General features: G+C 32.4%; 11 protein-coding genes and 2 tRNA genes. 6 read left to right on the forward strand and 7 right to left on the reverse strand.

Translation table 11 applies throughout. The annotated features are described in order from the left end of the window. Window positions 1–17: 17 nt before the first annotated feature. Window positions 18–557: an RNA methyltransferase gene (locus ACODSI_RS07110; RefSeq protein WP_488916142.1), complete on the reverse strand. Its 540-nt coding sequence runs from the start codon at window positions 555–557 to the stop codon at window positions 18–20. Between the two features lie 63 nt (window positions 558–620). After that, a complete protein-coding gene (locus ACODSI_RS07115; protein ID WP_488916143.1) occupies window positions 621–1,109 on the reverse strand; it encodes a DUF1573 domain-containing protein in 489 nt (162 codons plus the stop codon). Window positions 1,110–1,262: 153 nt separating this feature from the next. Between ACODSI_RS07115 and mutS the strand changes: the two genes are divergently transcribed. The 6 genes from mutS (at window position 1,263) to ACODSI_RS07145 (ending at window position 6,843) form a co-directional block, all read left to right on the forward strand. Then, a complete protein-coding gene (gene mutS / locus ACODSI_RS07120) occupies window positions 1,263–3,869 on the forward strand; it encodes a DNA mismatch repair protein MutS (RefSeq protein WP_488916144.1) in 2,607 nt (868 codons plus the stop codon). A gap of 132 nt (window positions 3,870–4,001) precedes the next feature. Then, window positions 4,002–4,074, forward strand: a tRNA-Gly gene (locus ACODSI_RS07125). A 13-nt stretch (window positions 4,075–4,087) separates the two neighbouring features. Then, window positions 4,088–4,173: transfer RNA gene (locus tag ACODSI_RS07130), tRNA-Leu, on the forward strand. Between the two features lie 210 nt (window positions 4,174–4,383). Next, window positions 4,384–4,923 carry a hypothetical protein gene (locus ACODSI_RS07135; protein ID WP_488916145.1) on the forward strand — a complete coding sequence of 180 codons (540 nt, stop codon included), beginning with the start codon at window positions 4,384–4,386 and terminating at the stop codon, window positions 4,921–4,923. After that, entirely contained in the window at window positions 4,920–6,245 is a 1,326-nt protein-coding gene (locus ACODSI_RS07140; RefSeq protein ID WP_488916146.1) for a hypothetical protein, read from the forward strand. Before ACODSI_RS07135 ends, ACODSI_RS07140 begins: the two co-directional genes overlap by 4 nt. A 232-nt stretch (window positions 6,246–6,477) precedes the next feature. Beyond that, window positions 6,478–6,843: a DUF1508 domain-containing protein gene (locus tag ACODSI_RS07145; RefSeq protein WP_488916147.1), complete on the forward strand. Its 366-nt coding sequence runs from the start codon at window positions 6,478–6,480 to the stop codon at window positions 6,841–6,843. 70 nt (window positions 6,844–6,913) lie between these two features. Here the strand turns inward: ACODSI_RS07145 and ACODSI_RS07150 are convergent, their stop codons facing one another. The 5 genes from ACODSI_RS07150 to ACODSI_RS07170 form a co-directional block, all read right to left on the reverse strand. Next, complete coding sequence (locus ACODSI_RS07150; RefSeq protein ID WP_488916148.1) at window positions 6,914–7,141, reverse strand: hypothetical protein; 228 nt, start codon at window positions 7,139–7,141, stop codon at window positions 6,914–6,916. Window positions 7,142–7,296: 155 nt separating this feature from the next. Beyond that, entirely contained in the window at window positions 7,297–9,444 is a 2,148-nt protein-coding gene (locus tag ACODSI_RS07155; protein ID WP_488916149.1) for a S46 family peptidase, read from the reverse strand. 36 nt (window positions 9,445–9,480) lie between these two features. After that, window positions 9,481–10,716, reverse strand: coding sequence for a 3-deoxy-D-manno-octulosonic acid transferase (locus ACODSI_RS07160; RefSeq protein WP_488916161.1), 1,236 nt, complete (start codon window positions 10,714–10,716; stop codon window positions 9,481–9,483). 424 nt (window positions 10,717–11,140) lie between these two features. Further along, window positions 11,141–11,698, reverse strand: coding sequence for a hypothetical protein (locus ACODSI_RS07165; RefSeq protein WP_488916150.1), 558 nt, complete (start codon window positions 11,696–11,698; stop codon window positions 11,141–11,143). Continuing rightward, entirely contained in the window at window positions 11,658–22,424 is a 10,767-nt protein-coding gene (locus ACODSI_RS07170; protein WP_488916151.1) for a SpvB/TcaC N-terminal domain-containing protein, read from the reverse strand. The genes ACODSI_RS07165 and ACODSI_RS07170 overlap by 41 nt, the downstream gene beginning before the upstream one ends. Window positions 22,425–22,426: the final 2 nt, after the last annotated feature.

Raw genomic sequence — 22,426 nt, forward strand, 5'->3', positions numbered from 1 at the left:
ATAATTTTCTTACAAATTTAGTTTTTATTTTGATTCATTTTTTGAAATAAATCCCAAATTACAATACCTGTTGTAACAGAAATATTTAGGGAATGCTTCGTTCCTAATTGCGGAATTTCAATACTTCCATTACATAATTTTACGGCTTCTTGAGAAACTCCATAAACCTCATTTCCAAATACTAAAGCGTATTTGATGTTTTTTTCGGGATAAAAGTTATTTAAAAAAACAGCATTTTCTACTTGTTCAATGGCATATACTTGAGTATTTTCTTTTTGAAGACTTTTAATAACTTCAAGTACATCTTTGTGATACTCCCAAGCTACTGTATCTGTTGCTCCTAAAGCTGTTTTGTGAATTTCTTTATTCGGAGGTGTTGCGGTAATCCCACACAAAATTATTTTTTCAATCAAAAAAGCATCAGAAGTTCTAAATACAGAACCAATATTATGTAAACTTCTAATGTCGTCTAAAACAATTATTATTGGTGTTTTGTCAGCTTGTTTAAAATCGGCAACCGATTTACGTTCCAGTTCGCTGTTCTCCAGTTTTCGCATTCTAGTATTGTTTAAAAAAAAAGCTTCCAAAAGAGGAAGCTTTTTGATTATATATAAATAATATTAGCTTTTTGTTTCCGTAGCAGGAGTAGCAGCTGGAGCATCAGGCAAAACATTACCTTTGATAGTTACTACTTTAGTTTCTTGACCTACAGCGTTTGATTTAATGGTAACTGTTTTTGTGAATTGACCCACTCTATCAGTAGCATATTTTACACCAATAACACCTTTTTGACCTGGTTGAATAGGTTCTTTTGGAGTTGTTGGAACAGTACATCCACATGATCCTTGAGTACTTTCAATGATTAAAGGTTTGTTTCCGTTATTTGTGAAAACAAATTCTCTTTTCCCATCAGCATTATGAGGAATAGTTCCGTAGTCAATAGTTTCATTTTCAAAAACCATACCGGCACCTTCTACAGCTGGAGTTTTTGGAGTTTCCACTTTTGCTGCAACAGCTTTAGTTGCTTTTTTTGCTTTTGATTTGGTTTGTGCATTTGACGTTGTAACACCAAAAACAACTAGCATCGCTAATAATAGTATTCTTTTCATTTTTGTTTAAATTAAATAATTAACAAGCAAATCTAAATAAAAAAACAAAAGAAACAACTTAAAAAAACCTTAAAATTAAAATTAATTTTTTCTGTCTTTTATATTGATTATAAATAATTAAATTCGTGAACTCAATTTAAACTAATTATTCCATTGGCATCAAAAGAAAAAAGCGTCAAAGAAACGCCGTTAATGAAGCAGTATAACGAGATAAAAAGGAAATATCCCGATGCCTGTTTGTTGTTTAGAGTAGGTGATTTTTATGAAACTTTTGGTGAAGATGCTGTTCGTGCTTCTAAGATTCTCGGCATTACTCTAACCAAACGTGGTGCGGGTTCCGAAACAGAAACGGCACTCGCAGGTTTTCCTCACCATTCCATTAACACCTATTTGCCAAAGTTGGTTAAAGCGGGTCTTCGAGTAGCCATTTGTGATCAATTGGAAGATCCAAAAATGACTAAAACTATTGTAAAACGTGGTGTTACCGAATTAGTTACGCCAGGTGTTGCCATGAATGATGAAGTGTTGCAATCGAAATCTAATAATTTTCTAGCTTCCATTTATTTTGGAAAAAAACAACTTGGCGTATCGTTTTTAGATGTGTCCACTGGCGAATTTCTCACGTCACAAGGCAATGAAGAATACATAGATAAGCTACTTCAAAACTTTAGTCCAAGTGAAATTCTAATTCAAAAAAATAACAGAAATCAGTTTAAAGAAGCTTTTGGAGAAGATTTTAATACTTTTTATTTAGAGGATTGGGTCTACCAAGAAGATTATGCTTTTGAAACTTTGACCAATCATTTTCAAACCAATTCGTTAAAAGGTTTTGGGGTTGAAGAATTGCAGGAAGGAATCATTTCTTCGGGTGCTATTTTGTATTATTTGTCGGAAACGCAACACAATAAGGTGCAACACATCACGAGTATTCAACGAATTGCTGAAGATGCTTATGTTTGGATGGATCGATTTACCATTAGAAATTTAGAATTGTATCACAGCTATAATCCTAATGCTGTTACTTTATTGGATGTAATTGATAAAACGCTTTCGCCTATGGGTGGACGATTGCTTAAGCGATGGTTGGCTTTGCCCTTAAAAGATGCTGCAAAAATAAAAGGCCGTCATGAAGTAGTTGCTTATTTGAAAGAAAACCAAGAAATTCTTCAAAAAATTCAATACCAAATCAAACAAATATCCGATTTAGAGCGATTGATTTCTAAAATAGCAACCGGAAAAGTTTCTCCGAGAGAAGTTATTTATCTTAAAGATTCTTTGGATGCCATCATTCCAATTAAATCGTTGGCGCTTGAAAGCAAACAAGAAGCGGTTCGAATCATTGGTGATAGTTTTCACAGTTGTGATTTGCTTCGCGAAAAAATAAAATCCACTTTAAATCCTGACGCGCCTGTAGCTATTTCAAAAGGAAATGCTATTGCTGTTGGTGTTCATGCCGAATTAGATGAATTGCGAACAATAGCTTTTTCTGGTAAAGAGTTTTTAGAAGGTATTGAAAAAAGAGAATCGGAAGCTACAGGAATTTCGTCTTTAAAAATATCGTTTAATAATGTTTTTGGTTATTATATAGAAGTTAGAAACACTCACAAAGATAAAGTTCCAGCCGAATGGATTCGCAAACAAACGTTAGTGAATGCCGAGCGTTATATTACTGAAGAATTAAAAGAATACGAAACCAAAATTTTAGGTGCTGAAGAAAAAATTCATCAAATAGAAGGACAATTATTTGAACAATTGGTTCAGTGGATTGCAACTTATATAAAACCAGTACAATTGAATGCTAATTTGGTGGCGCAATTGGATTGTTTGACCTCATTCACGCAATTAGCCATCGAAAACAGTTATGCTTGCCCTAGTATAGACGACTCTTTTGAATTGGAAATTACGAACGGGCGTCATCCAGTGATTGAAAAGCAGTTGCCAGTTGGTGTTCCTTACATCGCCAATGATGTATATTTGGATAGAGAAACTCAGCAGCTCATTATGATTACAGGACCTAATATGTCCGGAAAATCGGCTATTTTACGCCAAACTGCATTAATTGTTTTGTTGGCGCAAATGGGAAGTTTTGTTCCGGCTGAAGCAGTTCGAATGGGTGTTGTAGATAAAATTTTTACCCGAGTAGGAGCAAGTGATAATATTTCAATGGGAGAATCTACTTTTATGGTTGAGATGAATGAAACAGCTTCAATTTTGAACAATATTTCCGATAGGAGTTTGGTGTTGTTGGATGAAATTGGTCGCGGTACCAGCACATATGATGGTATCTCCATCGCTTGGGCTATTGCCGAATTTTTGCATGAAAACCCAGCACGACCTAAAACACTTTTTGCAACACATTATCATGAGTTAAACGAAATGAGTGAATTGTTACCTCGAATTCAGAACTACAATGTTTCTGTAAAAGAGTTGAAAGACAATGTGCTTTTTATCCGAAAATTGGTAAAAGGTGGAAGTGCTCACAGTTTTGGAATTCATGTGGCTAAAATGGCTGGAATGCCACAAACGGTGATACAAAAAGCCCAAAAATTGCTCAAGAAATTAGAAAAAAATCATTCTAGTGATGCTTTAAACGGAATAAAATCGGCTAAAGATGAAATGCAATTGAGTATTTTTAACTTAGATGATCCATTATTAGAGGAGATAAAAGAGGAAATACTCGGATTAGACATCAATACATTAACCCCAGTGGAAGCATTAATGAAGTTGAATGAAATAAAACGAATGCTGCTTAAAAAGTAAAGAATAGGTTTTCAAGCGGTTATAGTTTTATTGCTATTTTTTTATAAAAAACGTTTGTATTATTCAATTTTAGTGTTACATTTGCATCCGCAATACGGAACAAGTATTGTTGTTCTTGCAAAATTTGATAATGCGAAAATAGCTCAGTTGGTAGAGCGCGACCTTGCCAAGGTCGAGGTCGCGGGTTCGAGCCCCGTTTTTCGCTCAACCATTATACTGCTCGGATGGTGAAATTGGTAGACACGCTGGACTTAAAATCCAGTGAACAGCAATGTTCGTGCGGGTTCAAGTCCCGCTCTGAGTACACAAAAAACCCTTATTTTATAAGGGTTTTTTTATTTTAGGTATGTTTTATTTTTATGGAAAAAATAATCCTCTACATTAAAAACATACCTACAGACATACCTACAAAATTTTTCATTTCTCTTGTGAAACTTTATTATTTCTAAAATATTTTTTTATTCTAGTAATATGTTTAAATTTGGATGTATTTTATAATTAAAACCAACTTTTAATGACTCTTAATCTAGAAGAATTAAATGAGGCAATGGTTTATTTTAGTTCAATCCAATGTCAAAGTTTAACAGAAAATTGTATAGTTGCCTTAGAAAGTCATGATCATAAGTCTAAATGTTCTTTTGAGTTATATGTTGATGACGAATTGGTCAAAGATGTAGATATAGAGTGGTCTTCCAATGTAATTAAAAATGGTTATAAAGAGCCGAAAAAATATACTGAAAAAGGAGCTGAAGCGTTATCTTTCTTATTGGCTGTAAATTTCACAGCATATAATGTTGTAGAAGAGGCTATTATTGGGACTGGTATAGATTATTGGCTCGGTTACGAAGAGACTCATGAAAAATATGATGAGTCTAATTTTATTCAGGCAAGACTTGAGGTTTCTGGAATCTTGAGTGAATCAAAAACAAATACAATTACATCTAGGGTTAAAAGTAAAAAAAATCAAACTACTCCGACAGATGAAACTGGATTGCCAGTTTATGTCTCAATAGTAGAGTTTTCAAAACCTCAAGCTTATTTCGGTAAAAAATGAATATAAAAGAATTACATAGACAAGCGATTCTTTTTGTAAAGGAAGCCAATGTTTTTTTTGATAAAGGAGATATTGTTAAATATCAAGAACTTATCGAAGAAGCTTATATATTAGAAAAAGCTGCTGCTATCCAGCTTAGCGATAAATTTGATAATGAGCCTACAAGGTCTGTTCTTTATAGAAGTGCAGCTAATTTAGCTTATATTTTAAATGAATATCAAGAAGCTTATGATCTTATCATAGAGGCGTTAAAAGGTAAGCCGTTTGAAGAGTTGAAAATTGAATTAGGAGCTTTACTTTCTGATGTTTTGTATAAAATGCAAAATCAAAATAGTTTATTAGGAAAACAATTTTATAATAATGGATATTTATTGTCACTCCGACAAGAGTCTGTGCCTATTAAGTTGGAAGAAAAGAATGGTAAATATGGAGGAGGATTTGTTATTTCTCATTTGATAGATTTTTTAAAAAATCTTCAATTGTCATACGTTAATTATGCAGAGGTTAATTTTGATAAAGTTTTAGGAAATTTAAATCTTAAAAACTTTGATATTCTTAAAAGTGAATTTCTGAGTAGTTGTAATCTAATAGGTGTAAATTTAAATTTCAGAAGTTTTGGGGTAGATGTTGTTGCTGAAAAATGTTTTATGAATCCATTGGATATTAATTCTCCCGGGTTTTTAGATATGAAGCAGAATTTATTTTCTAGCTTTAAAGAAGATGTTTTATTTCCTGAATATAACGATGAACATTTTCAGAAAGAGATTTCAAACAAGTTTAATGAGGAAGAAAGAAAAAAAATATTTTCTCCTATAGTTAGTAGTTTGTCTAATTCAAAGAAATATAGTATCTCAATTACAAATAAAAATTATTCTAAAAAAGTTAAGGAATTTAAGCCTTTAAATAATAGTGCTAAAATGGTTTTTAAACCAAAAGTTGAGATTGTAAGTGAAGCTGTAAATATTAGTTTGACTAAGAAAATAGAGCAGACTATTGGAAATAAGAAAAAAATCATTGTTAATGAGCAATTAAAAAATGCTGAATTTGAAATTACGCTCAATGACATTTTTATTGATAAAAAGAAAGTGAGTTTCATTCAAGAACATATAATTGTTATTGTGTTTAATTCGTCTCTATTTAGTATTTCTGACGATTTGTATAATATTGATGTTTCAAATAATGATTATGATAAGATTATAGATTCTTATAGTAAATTGTTTATTGATAATTATTCAAATTTGATAAATAACAAGGAAGATTTGTCTGATGATGAGAGAGAATTGTTGAGGATATATGAATCTTCAACTATAAGAGATTGGTAACTATTAACTAACCTATACACATACCTACGATTAAAAAGTTCTTATAAAATTGAAGTTTTTAAGGGTTTCAAAATCAATTAGTTAGATTTTTGAAATTTACGAAAAAGCGGCGTTACAAAACTTAAAATCCAGTGAACAGCAATGTTCGTGCGGGTTCAAGTCCCGCTCTGAGTACTAAAAGCTTCAAACTTATGTTTGGAGCTTTTTTGTTTTAAAATACTTTGTAAATTTTATGGGAACTTTTGTAATCACTAAGAGGTTAAATGGGTGCTACAAATATGAATTTACTTCTCGTAAAGGGAAAGCTATATTTGTGAGCAATGATTTTGAATTGCGTTTTGAGTGCGAAGACAATATTGACTTGTTGAAAAAGGCTATTGGAGATGTTTTTTTTATGAAGTTTAAGTCGAAAAACGGAAAGTTGTATTTTAAAATTATTCTGCATGATAGAGAAGTTGCGGTTAGTAGAAAGTATACAACACAACTATTGATGCAGAAAGGAATTGATGAAATAATAAGAACATTATCAAAATCTGAAATTTTAGATTTTTCAATTCAAAGTGATGTTTTTCCACCAACAGAAGAAATATTTGGATAAATTTAATTGAATAAATAAAAAAAGCTCCGCATTGCGGAGCTTTAATTTTTAAATTAGAAACGGGTTCTAATTATTTTTTTGCAGGAGCTTCAGCTTTAGGAGCTTCAGCAGCTGGAGCTTCAGCTTTAGCAGTAGTGTCAGCAGCTTTAGCAGTAGTGTCAGCAGCAGGTGCTACAGTATCAGCAGGAGCTTCAGTTGCAGTTGAATCAGCAGGAGCTGCTTCAGTGTTTTCTGATTGTTTACAAGATACTACAGTTAATGCAGCGATAACAGCTAAACTTAAAAATACTTTTTTCATCTTAATTTAATATAAAAGGTTAATTATTAATTCGGAGCAAAGATATAATTTTTTTTAATTAGAAAAACTTTTAGTTAAACTTTTTTTAAATTTCTCTTTGAATTCCGCTTTTCTTTGTTACAAATTTCGTGCCAAAGTCGAATTTTAACTAAAGATTATTTTTTTTGAGCTGGTTGTATGATTTTCAATTCGTTAATGATGTTTTTAGCTCCAGCGAACTTATCAATAATGAATAAAACATAACGAGCATCAACCATAATGTTTCTGCAAATGTCTGGAGAATAGTAAATATCACTCATAGTTCCTTCCCAAACTCTATCAAAATTTAAGCCAATTAAGTTCCCTTTTGCGTCCAAAGCTGGACTTCCAGAATTTCCTCCAGTAGTATGGTTTGTAGCTATAAAACATACTGGCATTTTGCCTTTTACGCCGTAATTTCCATAATCTTTAGCCTTATATAGGTCGATTAATTTTTGAGGCACATCAAATTCGTAATCACCTGGAACGTATTTTTCCATCACACCATCTAGAGTTGTAAATGGTTCGTAATATACTGCATCATTAGGTTTGTACCCTTTTACTTTTCCGTAAGTTACACGCAATGTACTGTTGGCATCTGGGAAAATTCGCGCCGATTTTGGACTCAATTCTAAAATTGCTTTCATGTACGTTCTTTGTAACGCAATGTTTTTCAAATTCAATTCGTCGTATTTTGGAGTTACGTTTTTTACATAAGCATCCGCCATCGATTTTATTAATTGATAGCCTTTGTCGGCATTCAGTTTTTCAATTACAGTTTTAGAATCACCATCTAATAATTCTCTAAAACTAGCTAACGAAGTCAATTTTGAATTGGTAAACACATCATTAGTCAATTTCGGAACATCAACATTAATTAACGATTCTGGTAAAAATTGTTTGGGTGATTTAGTAGCATATAAATTCACCAATTGCTCAAAAATATTTCTGTCAACTTCTGCATTATAATCTTTATAAAAATCGTCAATTCCTTTTGAAAGTGTATTTTTTCTATCGTTGAAGGATTGTTCGCCTTTAGTATTTAAAAGTTGCTCCAATTGGTATAGTTTGTATCCTACCGATAAAATTTCAGTATTTCTTAAAGCCACTTCTGTAAAATAATCACGAGCCAAGGCATAATCTTTTATCTCGTTATAATTTTTTTGAAAATCGGCTAAAAGAGTGCCATATTCTGCTTGTTTACCAGCTTTAATAACTTTTTGTTGAAAATCGGCTTCAAATTTTTGTTTGGCAGCAACGGCATTGGCTTTTTTCAAACCTTTGGTTTCACCCATCCATTTTTTCCAATAATTGGCAACACTGGCGTATTTAGAAGCATACTGAATTTTAATGGCTTGATCTTTTCTCATGAAGCGGTCTTGCACTTTCAAAGCGGCATCGCGAACTTCAATTTTTGCAGGATTCAAAGTTGTTACAATTTGATCGACAGCAACCGATGGCAAATATTCGGTGGTTCTACCAGGATATCCCATTACCATGGTGAAATCATTTTCTTTTACACCAGCAATCGAAATTGGGAAGAAATGTTTCGGTTTGTATGGTACATTATCAGCAGAGTATGCCGCTGGATGGTTGTTTTTATCAGCATAAATGCGGAATAACGAAAAATCACCAGTATGACGTGGCCAAACCCAGTTGTCGGTATCCGAACCAAATTTCCCAATAGAACTCGGTGGCGCACCCACAAAACGAATGTCTTTAAAAGTTTCAGTTACAAATAATAGGTATTGATTTCCGTCGTAAAACGTTCTGATTTTGTTTTCTTGCCAAGCTTCTTTGGGTAATGAATTGCTTAAAGAAGCTATGTTTTCTTGAATTTTCTTTTGTTTTTCAGCTTCGGTTGGAAGTGCCGCAACGCCTTCTAAAACTTTAGTCGTAATGTCTTCAATACGAACAACAAACATGACTACCATGTTAGGGTTGGTCAATTCGTCTTCCATTTTATACGCCCAAAAACCATCGCGAAGGTAATCATGCTCTACAGTGGAATGGTTTTGAATCGCATCAAATCCGCAGTGGTGATTGGTTAAGATCAAGCCTTTATCTGAAATCACTTCGGCTGTACAACCGCCATCAAATTGTGGAACGGCATCTTTCAAACTCGAATGATTCACCGAATAAATATCTTCAGCAGAAATTTTCATTCCCAAGTTTTTCATTTCGGTTTCATTCATACCTTTTAATAGCGACGGGATCCACATGCCGCCTTGTTGGGCTTGGGCTTGAATGACGAATAGTAATAGTAATAATCTTAAAAATTTCATTTTATATAGTTTAGTTTAATAGGTTTCTGTTTTCTATTATATGTTACAAATATGATTCAAAATTATATCCGTTGCTCCTTTGTTCATTTGTACAAAAGTCGAGCAAATATGCCCTTTTTCATTTCGATCATCTTCGTTGTGTAGCAAAAGATTAAACGCATCATTCAACTCATTTTGATTTGAAATTGAAAGGCAACCTTCTTGATGCACTAAGGCTGTTGCTTCTGCAAAATGGGAATAATTAGGTCCGATTACAATAGGAACGCCAAAAGTTGCAGGCTCTAAAATGTTGTGAACTCCGGGATTTCCGAATCCACCACCCACATAAGCGATGTCGGCATAGGAATAAATCTTAGTTAAAATTCCGATAGTGTCGATGATGAAAATCTGAAAGTCGGCAAGATTGTGATGTTCTTTATCGGAAAATAAAATAGTTGATTTTGTAATTTGTAATTTTAGATTTGAGATTTGTTCTGCTTTTATATTGTGAGGCGCAATAATGAATTTCACACTATCATCTGAATTATTAATGTAATTTACCAACAAATTTTCATCTTTGGGCCACGAACTTCCGATGACGATTGTGGTTTGATTGTTCTTGAATTGCTCGATAAAATCTAACGAATTGTCGCGTTCTAAAATGGAAACCACGCGGTCAAAACGGGTATCACCCGAAATTTTTACATTGTCGAACCCAATGCTTTGAAGCAGCTTTTTGGAACTATCATTTTGCACAAAAAAGTAGTCAAATGTTTTTAACGCATTTCTGTAAAAACCGCCATACCATTTGAAAAACGCTTGCTTTTCTCTAAAAATCCCGGAGATTAAGTAGGTTTTGATGTGACGTTTTTGGAGCTCGTTCAAATAATTGGGCCAGTATTCGTATTTGATAAAAAACACCATTTCGGGATGAATCGATTCGATGAATTTTTGAGCATTCGATTTGGTGTCCAATGGTAAATAAACAGTAACATCGGCAACGGTGTTGTTTTTTCGAACTTCATAACCCGAAGGCGAAAAGAACGTAACTACTATTTTGTGATTTGGATATTGAATTTTTATTTTTTCAATAACGGGTAAACCTTGTTCGTATTCGCCTAACGATGCGGCGTGAAACCAGATGGTTTGGTCTGAAAGTGTTATTTTTTCTTTAATTTTTGGCAAAACTTCCTTTCTTCCGTCAACAAATAGTTTCATTTTCGGACTGAAAAGTGCCAAAATTTTTACGACTTGCGCTGCGAAAAGAAGGATTACATTATATAGAAAAAGCATGATGTTTATTTGTGTGGCTAAATTAAGATTTTTTGCCACAGATTAAACGGATTTAATAGATTTTAATAATTCAAGTGTTTTGAAAAACTGATTTTGCAAAAGACAAAAGCTAATTAGCCCTGATTGGAACAATATAATGCCTTATTTTATTGGGATAATATTTTTTTTAGTCAACATTTAGTCAACTAAATAATAAAAACAATGATTTTTATTTCATTTTTGTTTTAAAGTCATGAAAGTTTAAATTCCATTCTACTAAATCCAAAATTTAGTTAATAAAATGAATTTAATTCAAATTTTGTGTTTGATTTTTTTACATCTACATTTTAGATTTGAATAAATAAATTATTATATAAGCAAATCTCCTTTTAATAAAAAAAAATTATTAAAAGGAGATTTTACACTTTATTAAAAATGTTATTAACTATTTGTCTATTTTTTCAGAAATAGGAATAATTTCTAGTTTTTTAATTTCTATAATGTCTAAGATATCTTTTTCAGTAGGGTCATAAAGTATTGAATGTGACAGATTATTACTTAAGCCTAAAACATCAGTATATCCTCTTTTAGAATATTTTTTATCTTTAGAATTTGTAGCTTCATCAAATTCGATATATACAGGTGTAAACAATATGTTTTGCAATTCATAGGGACTATCTTTTTTGTTTTTTAGGGATATCAACGTAGCATTATTATAAACCTCTTTAATAAATTTCTCTCCACCGTATGAACTAAAACTTATTCCTCTACCTGTGTTTAATTTTGAATTAAAATGTTTTAACTCATCCTCAGAATTATCAACGGGAATAAATATTAATTCTCTACGTCCATCTTGTTTAATTAAATAACTATAAAAAAAACCATATCCTTTATAGGAATTATCTTTTATCTCATGACTTGATTTACCACAAGATATAAACAATAATAATAATAATAATAAATTACCTTTTAACTGCATTTGATGGTGTTTGATGAATTCCATTTGGTTCGTGTGGTGTTATTAATGCTCCTCCTTTTTTTCTACCTATTTGTAAATAACAATTAACTATATCAGCATTTCCAAATATACTAGCTTTATCTAAAAATTGACTTGAATATAAAGAATCTATGCTTTGTTTTGAGCTATTTCCCATTAAATCATTTTCAAATCCAGGATGTATAATGGTTTTAGTTTTACCAAAATATGTCATGCCAAAATTATCTATTTCGTCATATCTATCAGCAAAACCTATTAAATGACCTGTTTCGTGCCTAACTGCGTTATTATCATCTCCTTTATAAATTTCACCTCTATTACCAGTAAACTGTTGATAAGTTCCATCAACAGTTCTTGACCTACCTGTAACATGTGACCTATCTTGTTCATTTTCGCCTACTTTATTATTAAACTCTAAAACATTTTCACCTGCTTTAAGTTTTTTAGGAGCATTTTTGGTGTAAACATAATTAATTCCATATGACACAGTAGCATCTCCAACTTTTTGACTTTTAAAGGTGCTTTTTGCTTCTTTATTTAACTGAGTTGCTCTAGCTTTACTAGCACCAGCACCAGTAATATAAACTGTTGCTCTTACTTGCAAACTCGTTATTTTATGAGTTTTAGGATTTCTTTTTAAAACAGCTAAAATATAATCGTTACCATCAGGATCGACCAAATTTACAGGATCATTTGCACAATAAATATAAGGGCTTTCGTTGAGATGATTTTCAAATTCACCATCAACACTCATCCAAAAACTATATTTAGGATCATAATATCTTGCTCCGTAATAATATAATCCTGTATCAATATCTAATTCTTTTCCTGTAAATTTATAAATATTATTGTAAGCAGAGATGTTTTGTGATACCATTTCTTCACCAAATGGCAAATAATTATAATAATGACTTGGCGAACCCAAGAAATCTGTAAGATAAGAGCTACTTCCTAAATGATCAGGATGATACCACCATATAGGTAAAATTTTAGGATTTGTTTCTACATAACAAGTTCCTCTTTCTTTTATAATAGCAATAGTTTGACAAAAACTATTTGTGTTATTGTATGTAGCTGTAATTTGTTCTATACATTTTCTAATGTCAGTACTATTTTGAGGGTTGATTTGTAATTGAGCCATCCAATAAAGTATCATAGCATTGTATTGTGCCTCGCAAGCTTGCTCAGCAGGGTCAAGTGCCGCAGCTGCAATCACATCAAAGTTTGGTTTACCTAATTTGGCTTTTGCATATATCTCTGAAAGTTGTTTTTGCAATATTTGCTTTTTTGCATCTAGTTCTGCTTTCTCTTTCAATGCTTCACTACCTGCACCTGTTTGATTAGATGCAAAACTCTGAAAATCATTCACGGTAGATAAATCTCCAATTCTGGAGGCTATGCGTTGAGAACCAGTGTAATAATGTTTAGTAAAATCATGAGTCCCAACAACTATATATCCACTTGGGTACATTGTATAATCACCTGGCGAATTAAGAGCTGTTACTTGGTCTCCATTTACTACTAGATTTGCGCTACTTCCTGAACTTTTTAATATACGTTCTCCTGATGCATCATATACATAATGATAGGCGACACCATTTTCAACAATTGCTTGTAAGCGATTCTGTTCATCCCAATACATATCCCTCGTAGTAGAGAGACCTGTGTTTAAATCATCATGAGAAATTTGCTTAAGATTCCCATTCGAATCATAAGTATTGTTCATCTGCTCTGATTGTACTCCTGTAACTGGGTCAAAAACATCAATTGTTGAAGGAGCATGCGGATGATTTCCACCTGTATAGCTGTAATAGTTATTTAGGCTATTGGCAGTATCTGTAAAATTTCCTGAACCAACTGGGGCTGTTTGATGCGATTGTACTTTGGATAAAATATTATGAAGTGAATTATATTCCATGTCCAAAGTATATTTATGGTCTTCTAATTCTCCATTCCAAGTACCCTCAGAATGACTTAAACGATTAAAATCGTCATAATCGAATCTTTTAGACTCAGTTCCTCCTAGATGATATAAAGCAGCACCTGAGGCTGAATTATCAATTCTGATTACATTGGTATTAAGGTCATAACGGTATCTGTTATCCATAAACAAACTACCCGCAGAAGATTCAACTGTCATTTCTTGTAATAACTGCTGAGGCTCATATGAATAGTTTGTAACTGTGCCGTTACCATAAATAACAGTAGCTCTTTGCTCAAACATATCATAACAGATTTTATTTAAATAAACCTGACCATTACCATTTTCAATATGAGTTATTAATCCACCATTGTCGTAGGTGTGTTTTACAGCTTCTCCATCAGGATATATTAAAGTTTTTATTCTTCCCCAAGTATCAAATGTAAATTGAGTTATAAATGTTCTAGATGCACCGAGAGGATCTACTACTATTCGGCGATTTTCTGTTACTTCACCTAACTTTCCATATTTAAAGAATTGTTCACCTGTTAAATCAGATTGATAAATTACTCTACCAGCACCATTATCAGGAGCACCAGGAGTTCCATATTTATAGTTAACCGAATGTGATGGATAAATAATACTTATTAGATGATTAATATCATATTTATAAATTACTTTTTGACCCAATGCTAATAGATTTGCATTTGTAGACTCTTTTAACCTAGATGCTAAATCGTATTTATAAGTAGCCATTCCTGCATCAGGATGATTTACTGAGAGTTTTCTACCGAAATTATCATAAGTATAGTAGGTAACTGCTTGATTAGCATCTTTAACATTTAATAGCTCATCAATTTTATTGTATTCAAAACTTGTCCAATACGTATCTCCATTCCCTATTTGATTTGAAGATGTTACTCTTCCTTTAGAATCGGTAAAACTCTGTGAGATATTTCCGTTTGGAAGTGTAATTTGTTTCATAAATTGAGTTGCCCCAACACGGTCTTGTCCAAAGGTATAACTCATTTGAGTAGTTGCATCACCTGCTGATAGACCATAAACTGTCGTAACTAAAGGTCTGTCTAGATAATCGTAGTCAGTACTAGTAAGTTGATTTGGGTCATCTGTAAATGTGCTAAAATTATGAAGAGCTTCTTCAAATCCTCCATCGCAATTTTGTTCTTCATTATTAAGATAACTTTTAATTACTCGTCCAAATTCATCATAATATACCTTGCCCGAAACAGATAAACGGTATGCATTTGTAGTTCCAAAATCACAACTGCAATTTTGCAACTCTTTTTTTGTTTGAATAACTCTTTCTAGACCATCAATGAAAGTACTGGTATAAATCTCACCAACATCATCAATATGAGCTGTAGTCGCTACAGGTATAGCTAAATCAGGATAATAATCATTTCTGATAGTCCATGTAGACTGATAAGGACCTCTAATAGTTGTTGGTCTTCCAAAAGAGTCATATCGATATTCAATTACATTATTATTTGAATCTGTAGTTTGTGTTGGTACCCCTAGAGCTAAGTCGTAAGTTGATGAACTGGTATATCCATAAGCATCAACTACGTTTGTAACATACGATTGAGTTGTTGGCTCATAAGTATAGGTGTATCGCATCCTTGTAACATTAGGGTCAGATAAAGCTCCTTTTGGGTGAGATACTTTAACAATATTTCCATAAGCATCATATACTATATCATATAAAGCATAATTAGTGGTCAAAGAGGTGGTCAAATATTTTCTTATTTGAATAACTCTACCAATATTGTCAATAAAATTTCTACTAAGTCTAAAAACAACACCCTGATTAGTTACACGGTGCTCCATAGGAGTATCCACAACGTTATTAGAATTGTAAAAGTATTGCATATTCACTTTTATATCATCTGATGCATCTGTTAAACTAGCTCCTTTATCTTGAAACTGTTTTACATTTCCATATTTATCATAAATATCAATACTGTTAAACTGTTGTTTCATGTGAGAGGAAGCAGTTGCTGTTTCGCTATCAAACTCCCAAACTTTAGAGTTTGTTCCCACAAGTAATGGAAGCACTCTAGAATTATCACTAAAGCTAGATGCATTTAATGTTGAAGTTGGAGCTGGTATTGCAGTTGTGGCATTTATATTGTAATCTGCCACGGTACTATTAGGTAAAGGAATCCCTGGATTATAATATTTATAGGTGTAATTTACTTCACTATGTTTACGACCTAATCCATCTAATGAATATGTTTTAGTAACAATCCCTTTTTTATAAAAGTATTGTCTAATTCTATTATCCAAACAACCTACATATAAATCTGATGTAGGAATATTAGCTGTCGCATACTCAGATACTGCAGTTCTGTATACATTATTAGAAACATCCATATTGTGAGTTTTAACAACTCCAAATCCTAAGAAAGTTCTTTCTCTTCTATCTTGAACACCTTCTGAATATTCATACTTTGTTACCAAGTTATCTTGTCCATCTCCTGAATGACCATCATTCACAATTACACTGGTCATTGCCCATTTAGAGTAAGGCATCTTGTAGGTATTTCCTATTTTAGAGCCATCAATAGGGTTATTCACGGCATAATCCATTGTAATAGTAGCTCCAAGAGGTCTATTTACTGTTTTAAGCATATTAGTTCTACCAATAGTTGAATAGCGTACTTTTAGTTCATTTTCACTTGATGAACTAGCAATATCTATATATCCATCTCCATTAACATCAACCATTTGTAAAGTTTCGCTATTAATGCCATAACCCAAACTTCCATTTCCACAGGCACAATATTTTGGACCAGTAATTAAAATAATTGGAGGTAGAACTGAAATTATTACTGGAATTGGAAAGTAAAAACATGCTGTAAAACCTGCATTAACACTAGCATTTGCAGAAATACTTTGATAAGGTTTGTCAAAATTACTTATTGTTGTAGAGGTGTTGTCAAAAGTTGTCCCTAAATTATAACGAACTGTTGAGCCTTCAATTTTATCAACAAGTCCATCACCATTAATATCCTGAAATGTTTCAGAATTGTTGTTTGTTGGATTAGGTGATGTCGATGTGCCTATACCAAGTCCAAAAGTAACACTACCACTAAACAAACTTACTCCAGCTCCTGTAGCTACAGATGCTGTATTACCTTTCTGAACAGCACCATAATTCCAATTAGTGGTTGCTTCAAATAAGGATGAAGTACCTCCAATATTAAGATTCACGCCATTAACATCAACTCTATCAATGAGTCCATCTCCGTTAACATCTAAAAGTATATTTTTAGATTCATCAGACGAAAAAGTTTGTGAACCATTAAATCCAATATCTTTTCCAGAACCTGTATTTGAAGCTTGATTGGTAGTTGTACCATTACTCCCTTTTGGTACATAATTAAATCTTGGAATACTTCCAGCTACTGTTGTTCCCCAACCAATACCATTGGAATCTTGTCTGTAACCTTGTGAAGTTATTGTAGGATATAAATTTCCAAGTTTATTTGTTAATTGAAAAGAACCTTCATCTATAAAATCAGGATAATTATCTCCATTAATATCTCTATGGTCATTAAGCACCCTATTATCTCCAAAATTTGTAAAAGCACCAATGCCAGCACCAACAGTAACGGAATTAGAAGTGCTTTTAGTTTCTTTGACTATACCAAATGCTTCGGATGAAGAAGTTATAGAAGGAATAGCAAAATTAGGAGTAGGGACTGAATCATCGTATTTATTTTTAGGACTCATTTCTTTTTCTGCTACAAACATATTTGTTTGCGAACCTTTCCATCTTTTGTAATAAGTACTTCCTGTGTATGAAGCCTCGGGAATCAAACGAAATATTCTTCTAAGTGGATTACTTGCTGTAGGATATAACGCTTCTTCCACACAAGTTTGATAATCAGAATCTGACAGAGCAGGACTAGCAGAACCGCAGGCAGATATTGCATTTTGAGCTGCTGTCTGCTGAGCAGAAGTAAGAGGCGCATTTGGAATTAATTCAGACTCTCTTATAGCTATAGTGGTTGTTCCTGTTTTTTCAGTTTTATAAGCAAATTGCCCCCAATTTCTATAATTTGAACCAAAATCATTATTCCCTTTTTTGTAAAAGATATTTGGATAAATAGCTGTAGTCGCATTATTGTTTGCATACGTCCAACTAGTTGGTGAAGCAATTTGAATTCTTGCAGAGCCAAAAGTCACATTTGCTAAAGAGTTTGCTAGGTCAATATCATCTGTAAAGTATTCAAAATAAACTCTATTATTACTAATTAAAGTAGGAGTAGTAGTTCCATTATCAATTGCATCAAAAATTACATTAATTAAAGTGCTTTGTGGAACACTACTACTAGTTGTTCCTGTAATATTGATATCATATAATCCTGTTGTAGTATTAAATCTCTTAATTCCACTATCTGTACTTCCTGTGTTAGTAGAAATAATATTACCATTATAATCAATACTTATTTCATATTTAGCAAGATTTATAAGCTGATTTGCAGCTGTTGGCATGGTTGTATTAGTTGCACTTGTATTGTGAAACAATAAATTTTTGTTAGTTCCTTTAACACTTAAATAAAGTTTTCGTATTTGCGAATTTGAAGAACATGTGGAACAGGAATTAAATTTATTCACTCCTGATACAGTTGGAAAAACAGGTTGCATTTGATACGTTTTTCGTGTCGTACTTGTACCCGTATTCATCGAAGGAGGAATTATATAATTCGCATATTTATCAATAATTGAAGGAGTGACTACAGATGAATCTGTAGTGCTAACTTTTTCATTATAAATACTTAAGTTTGGAATAGGATAAACATCAGTTGTAGTTGACCCTGGAACTGCATTATCAGGTAAAGGCATTACAATTTTTGGCTTCCAAAGATCATTTAATTTTTTCCAATCAACATTTGATTTAGCATCAATTTTAAATAAATAATATACTTGTGTTGTTGAATTGTCTGAATTGTCCGTATCAATTGAAGATATAATATCGCCACTACCAGGTATTGAAAAAGCAGGAATTGAATTAAGAGAGGTATTAACTTTTATTCGAACTGAATTTAAAAGTGTTGGAACATCAAAATCACTAACTACAGAGTTATCAGAAGGATTTGTAACAATTGTTCTAGTGTGTTTCTCTATAGAAAGTTGTACTTCATCAGATAACTCAGGAATCATAACCCCAGTAGCTGTAGGATTTGAAATAGTAAATGCGGGATAGGAAACTAAATAGTTTCCATTTTTTGGAAGATTTACTTTTTGTTCAGCAGAAACTACAAAACCATTTGAAGCATTATTATTTATATATGATAGCTGTTCGGCATCTAATTGATTTGAATTAGGCATTGTAGAAACTGTACTAATAGGTGTTGTATAGTTTATTGCTATTTGATTAGTATTAAAATTAATCAAATCATCTTTATCATTAGAAATAGTATTAGCTCTAAAATAGATTCTTTGCCCCTTTGTAACTGATAGCGTTGAATTGATGGTAGTTGAAGGAGTTGAAGTATTTAAAACAACAGGATATCCCGAGAGTATGTTAATCGGACTTGTGCTTACAGTTGAAGTTTGGTCAGGTAATGGAAATTCATTAAAATAATTACCTGTTTCAATTGAAAAATAAACACCGTCAGATGGAGCAATTGGAGTTGTAGATAAAGTAACTGTTCCAGTAATTGAAATAGTCCCTGTATATGGAGCTCGCCAAACTTTTACTACATCAAAAATAGGATTATTGAGTATTGGAGTTGGTAAAGTATTGGCTACAGGAGGTGATGTTAAACCCTGATAAATAATATTTGGTGTATTACTACTTAAAGTCGTAAATGTTGGAATAGCAGAAGAATTTAAAGAATTGAAAAATACTTTTCTATCTTTAACTACATCAACTAAACCATCACCATTTACGTCTTCTAAATAAGAATTAGTATACGAGTTAGTCCATACTCGTTCAGTTCCTGCGAATACTCCGGAGGTAAAATTACCTCTTACTCCAAGAGATTTTGAAAAAGAATCTGAGCGAGTGAATTCATTCATTGAAGGAATAGAAATTGCAGAAGAGAAAGTATTGTTTCCTAAATTTTTCCTATAACCTAATGATCCTGAATTAAATAGTTTGTCAGGCAGTCCATCCCCATCAACATCAAGGAAAGTAATTTTTCCCGAAGTGTTTGAACTTGAAATACCACCTGTAACCCCTCCAGTACCAGATTGAGAAATTGGGATTAAGGTTTCGAAAAACAATAAACTATTAACAAATCCAACAGTAGCTCCCAAATCAGCAGAGTTACTTGAAGTGTGGCTTGCTCCTAATGTTGTTGACACTAAAGATTGTAAATCGCCACCATCATTTGAAAGACCGCTTAAACTAACTTCATTACCAAAAATATTTTGACCATTATTAGTATCATCATAATATTCTAAAGAGTGTTCATTAAACAACTGTCCCGCTCCATCATACTGTTGAATCTTATCTAAAAGTGTTTTTTTGAAAACCCCTTGCTTATATATAAATTGATATTTTCTAACTAGATTCGCACCATATTTAACCTCAATACTCTGAAGAACATCATCAGTTATTTCTTTAAACCCAAGACGAGCATTAATACTTTTATCTGCTCTTGTAAAAGAACCACTATTTGCGGGAACTGCTGTAGTTGTGTTAAAAACAATAGAATAAGGCGCAGCAAGGGAAGCGTGTTTAGTATATTCTATTCGTTGAAGATAAATTTGCTTTCCTGATGAGACTACTGGGTCTGTAAAAGATTTTGTAGTATAAAAATATTCCAAATAATTACCATCTGTGTCTTGAACTTTTTTAAGCATCCATCTTGCAATATTTCCTGTATTATTGGTAAGCATTGCATCTGATGTTCCATAAGTATATACTGTTCCTGATTTATCGGTTACTAACCAATAGTAATTTGATGGGGAACTACCCATTCTTTGAATCTTATTAAATCCACCTTCTACTCTCTCATAGAACATTGCATTGGAAACTCGTCCTATTGGATTACCTTTATTGGGTAAATAAAAATTAGTTCCACTTTTAAGTAATAATTGTTCTCCTGATAAAGAATATATTTCTGTTTCAGTGGCTGAATCAAAAGTAGGCGAACCCCAACGAGTATCTAATTCAATAGATGGTGTTGATAGATTCCAACCAAGTCCCATCCATCCATTACTATTGGAACTACTATAACTAACAGCCAAACTTGGTTGCATACCATTTCTTCCTGATGGTATTTCAATAGGATAGGATAAATTAGCATCCCCTTGCTGATTAGCTGTGGGAGGCTGAATAAGATTTATTTTCTCTCCTGGGTTTGCAATTTTTATACCGCTTAAAGAAGTTGGTGTGTATGCATTAGTCTCAGGGCTTTCAGGAGCTTTAATTATTCCATTAACATAATCGGTAAAATGAGTTGTTAGAGCTGTAATGGTATTGTTTTTTTCATCAACGCTTAGTACAGGTATAGTTTGCCATGTTTTAGTTTTAGTGTCAAAGAAAAAGGTTTTAATATCTTTTGCAGTATATCCAAATGGCAATAACTTTGGGTCATAAGTTAATGTTATGGGAACTGGCTTAGCAAACACAGTTCCATCAGGTAGAAATCTGTATGCAAGTTCAGACTTAGTTACATTAGTTATATCTGTTCCTAAAGGTGCAAAATCTACATTTCGCAACTCAGAAATCGATATTTGTTTTGTTTGTACAAGTGCACTATCAGCTATTTCAATTGATGCTCCTTCTATAGCAATAGAAGATTTTTCAAAAGCCTTTACAAAAACTTTTTTAGATGTTTTTTTTGTTTGAACAGTATAAATTCCTTGTGCTTGTTGTAATTTATCTGATAAAGATACGATTTGTTGGCTCAATACTCCATTAGAACCATAAGCCCTAACAACGACAAAGCCTTTTTTTAGAATGTCTGCATTTAAATCAACAAAACCCTCAAACTCGAAAGATTGTTGTTTTAAAACAGTTCCTTCAACATCAATAGTGATATTTTCATCTTGTAAGTTTCTAATAAAACCTTTAACATAAATTTTATTGTCTTTTGAAAATTTAATATCAGTGTTTTGAACAACAAGTAGTGGAATTGTATTTTTATTCCCATTTTTGATAACTTCAAAATGGACATTTTTTATCTTATATTGATAATCAGCTCCTTTTTCGGTAGTAAATAAAATCTTGTTTTCTCCTATATTTAGCCAATCAGGATTTAATTCCTCCTCTTGAGAACTCCATTGATTATTAGTATTTATAATATGTCCCCCAATAGAAAATCTATCATTAATACTTCTTGCAACTGAATTTTGGTCTTCAACCCCAAATAAATCGTATTTCAGTACTACCTTGTCCTCACTTGTAAGTGGCTCATTGATGTTGAACTTGAAAAGATTATCCATTGGGTTATCCATCGGAATGGATTTGGAAATACCAATTAATCCTTCTTTTAAATCAGCATTGATAGTTGTTACTTCATTACTATTATTAAGTGTATCTGAATTATTGTCTTTTTTATAGAGAGTTTTTACAAAAGAATTTTTTCTATTTACAGAATTATTATAAAAATCAGCTCCATTTTTTTCAGATTTTGGAAAAACTAGATATAAACCATTGTGAAGTTTTAATCTATTAAAAGTCTCTTTATATACTATTGCTACTTCTTGAGCAGGGACAATAAAGGTAATGTGTAACATAATAAGAAGCATCAAATAATGCATTGCCTTTATTGTTTTTTTACTCATACCTAAGTTTTTGTTTGTCGAGGTTTGATTACTTTTTTCCATGG

The organism is Flavobacterium sp. FG139 (assembly GCF_057809695.1).

Excerpts from the sequence above, each read along its gene's own strand:
- ACODSI_RS07145 (WP_488916147.1), top strand. The coding sequence starts at position 6,478 with ATGGGAACTTTTGTAATCACTAAGAGGTTAAATGGGTGCTACAAATAT.
- ACODSI_RS07165 (WP_488916150.1), bottom strand. The coding sequence starts at position 11,698 with ATGGAATTCATCAAACACCATCAAATGCAGTTAAAAGGTAATTTATTA.
- ACODSI_RS07140 (WP_488916146.1), top strand. The coding sequence starts at position 4,920 with ATGAATATAAAAGAATTACATAGACAAGCGATTCTTTTTGTAAAGGAA.
- ACODSI_RS07150 (WP_488916148.1), bottom strand. The coding sequence starts at position 7,141 with ATGAAAAAAGTATTTTTAAGTTTAGCTGTTATCGCTGCATTAACTGTA.
- ACODSI_RS07155 (WP_488916149.1), bottom strand. The coding sequence starts at position 9,444 with ATGAAATTTTTAAGATTATTACTATTACTATTCGTCATTCAAGCCCAA.
- ACODSI_RS07160 (WP_488916161.1), bottom strand. The coding sequence starts at position 10,716 with ATGCTTTTTCTATATAATGTAATCCTTCTTTTCGCAGCGCAAGTCGTA.
- ACODSI_RS07110 (WP_488916142.1), bottom strand. The coding sequence starts at position 557 with ATGCGAAAACTGGAGAACAGCGAACTGGAACGTAAATCGGTTGCCGAT.
- ACODSI_RS07115 (WP_488916143.1), bottom strand. The coding sequence starts at position 1,109 with ATGAAAAGAATACTATTATTAGCGATGCTAGTTGTTTTTGGTGTTACA.
- ACODSI_RS07170 (WP_488916151.1), bottom strand. The coding sequence starts at position 22,424 with ATGGAAAAAAGTAATCAAACCTCGACAAACAAAAACTTAGGTATGAGT.
- ACODSI_RS07135 (WP_488916145.1), top strand. The coding sequence starts at position 4,384 with ATGACTCTTAATCTAGAAGAATTAAATGAGGCAATGGTTTATTTTAGT.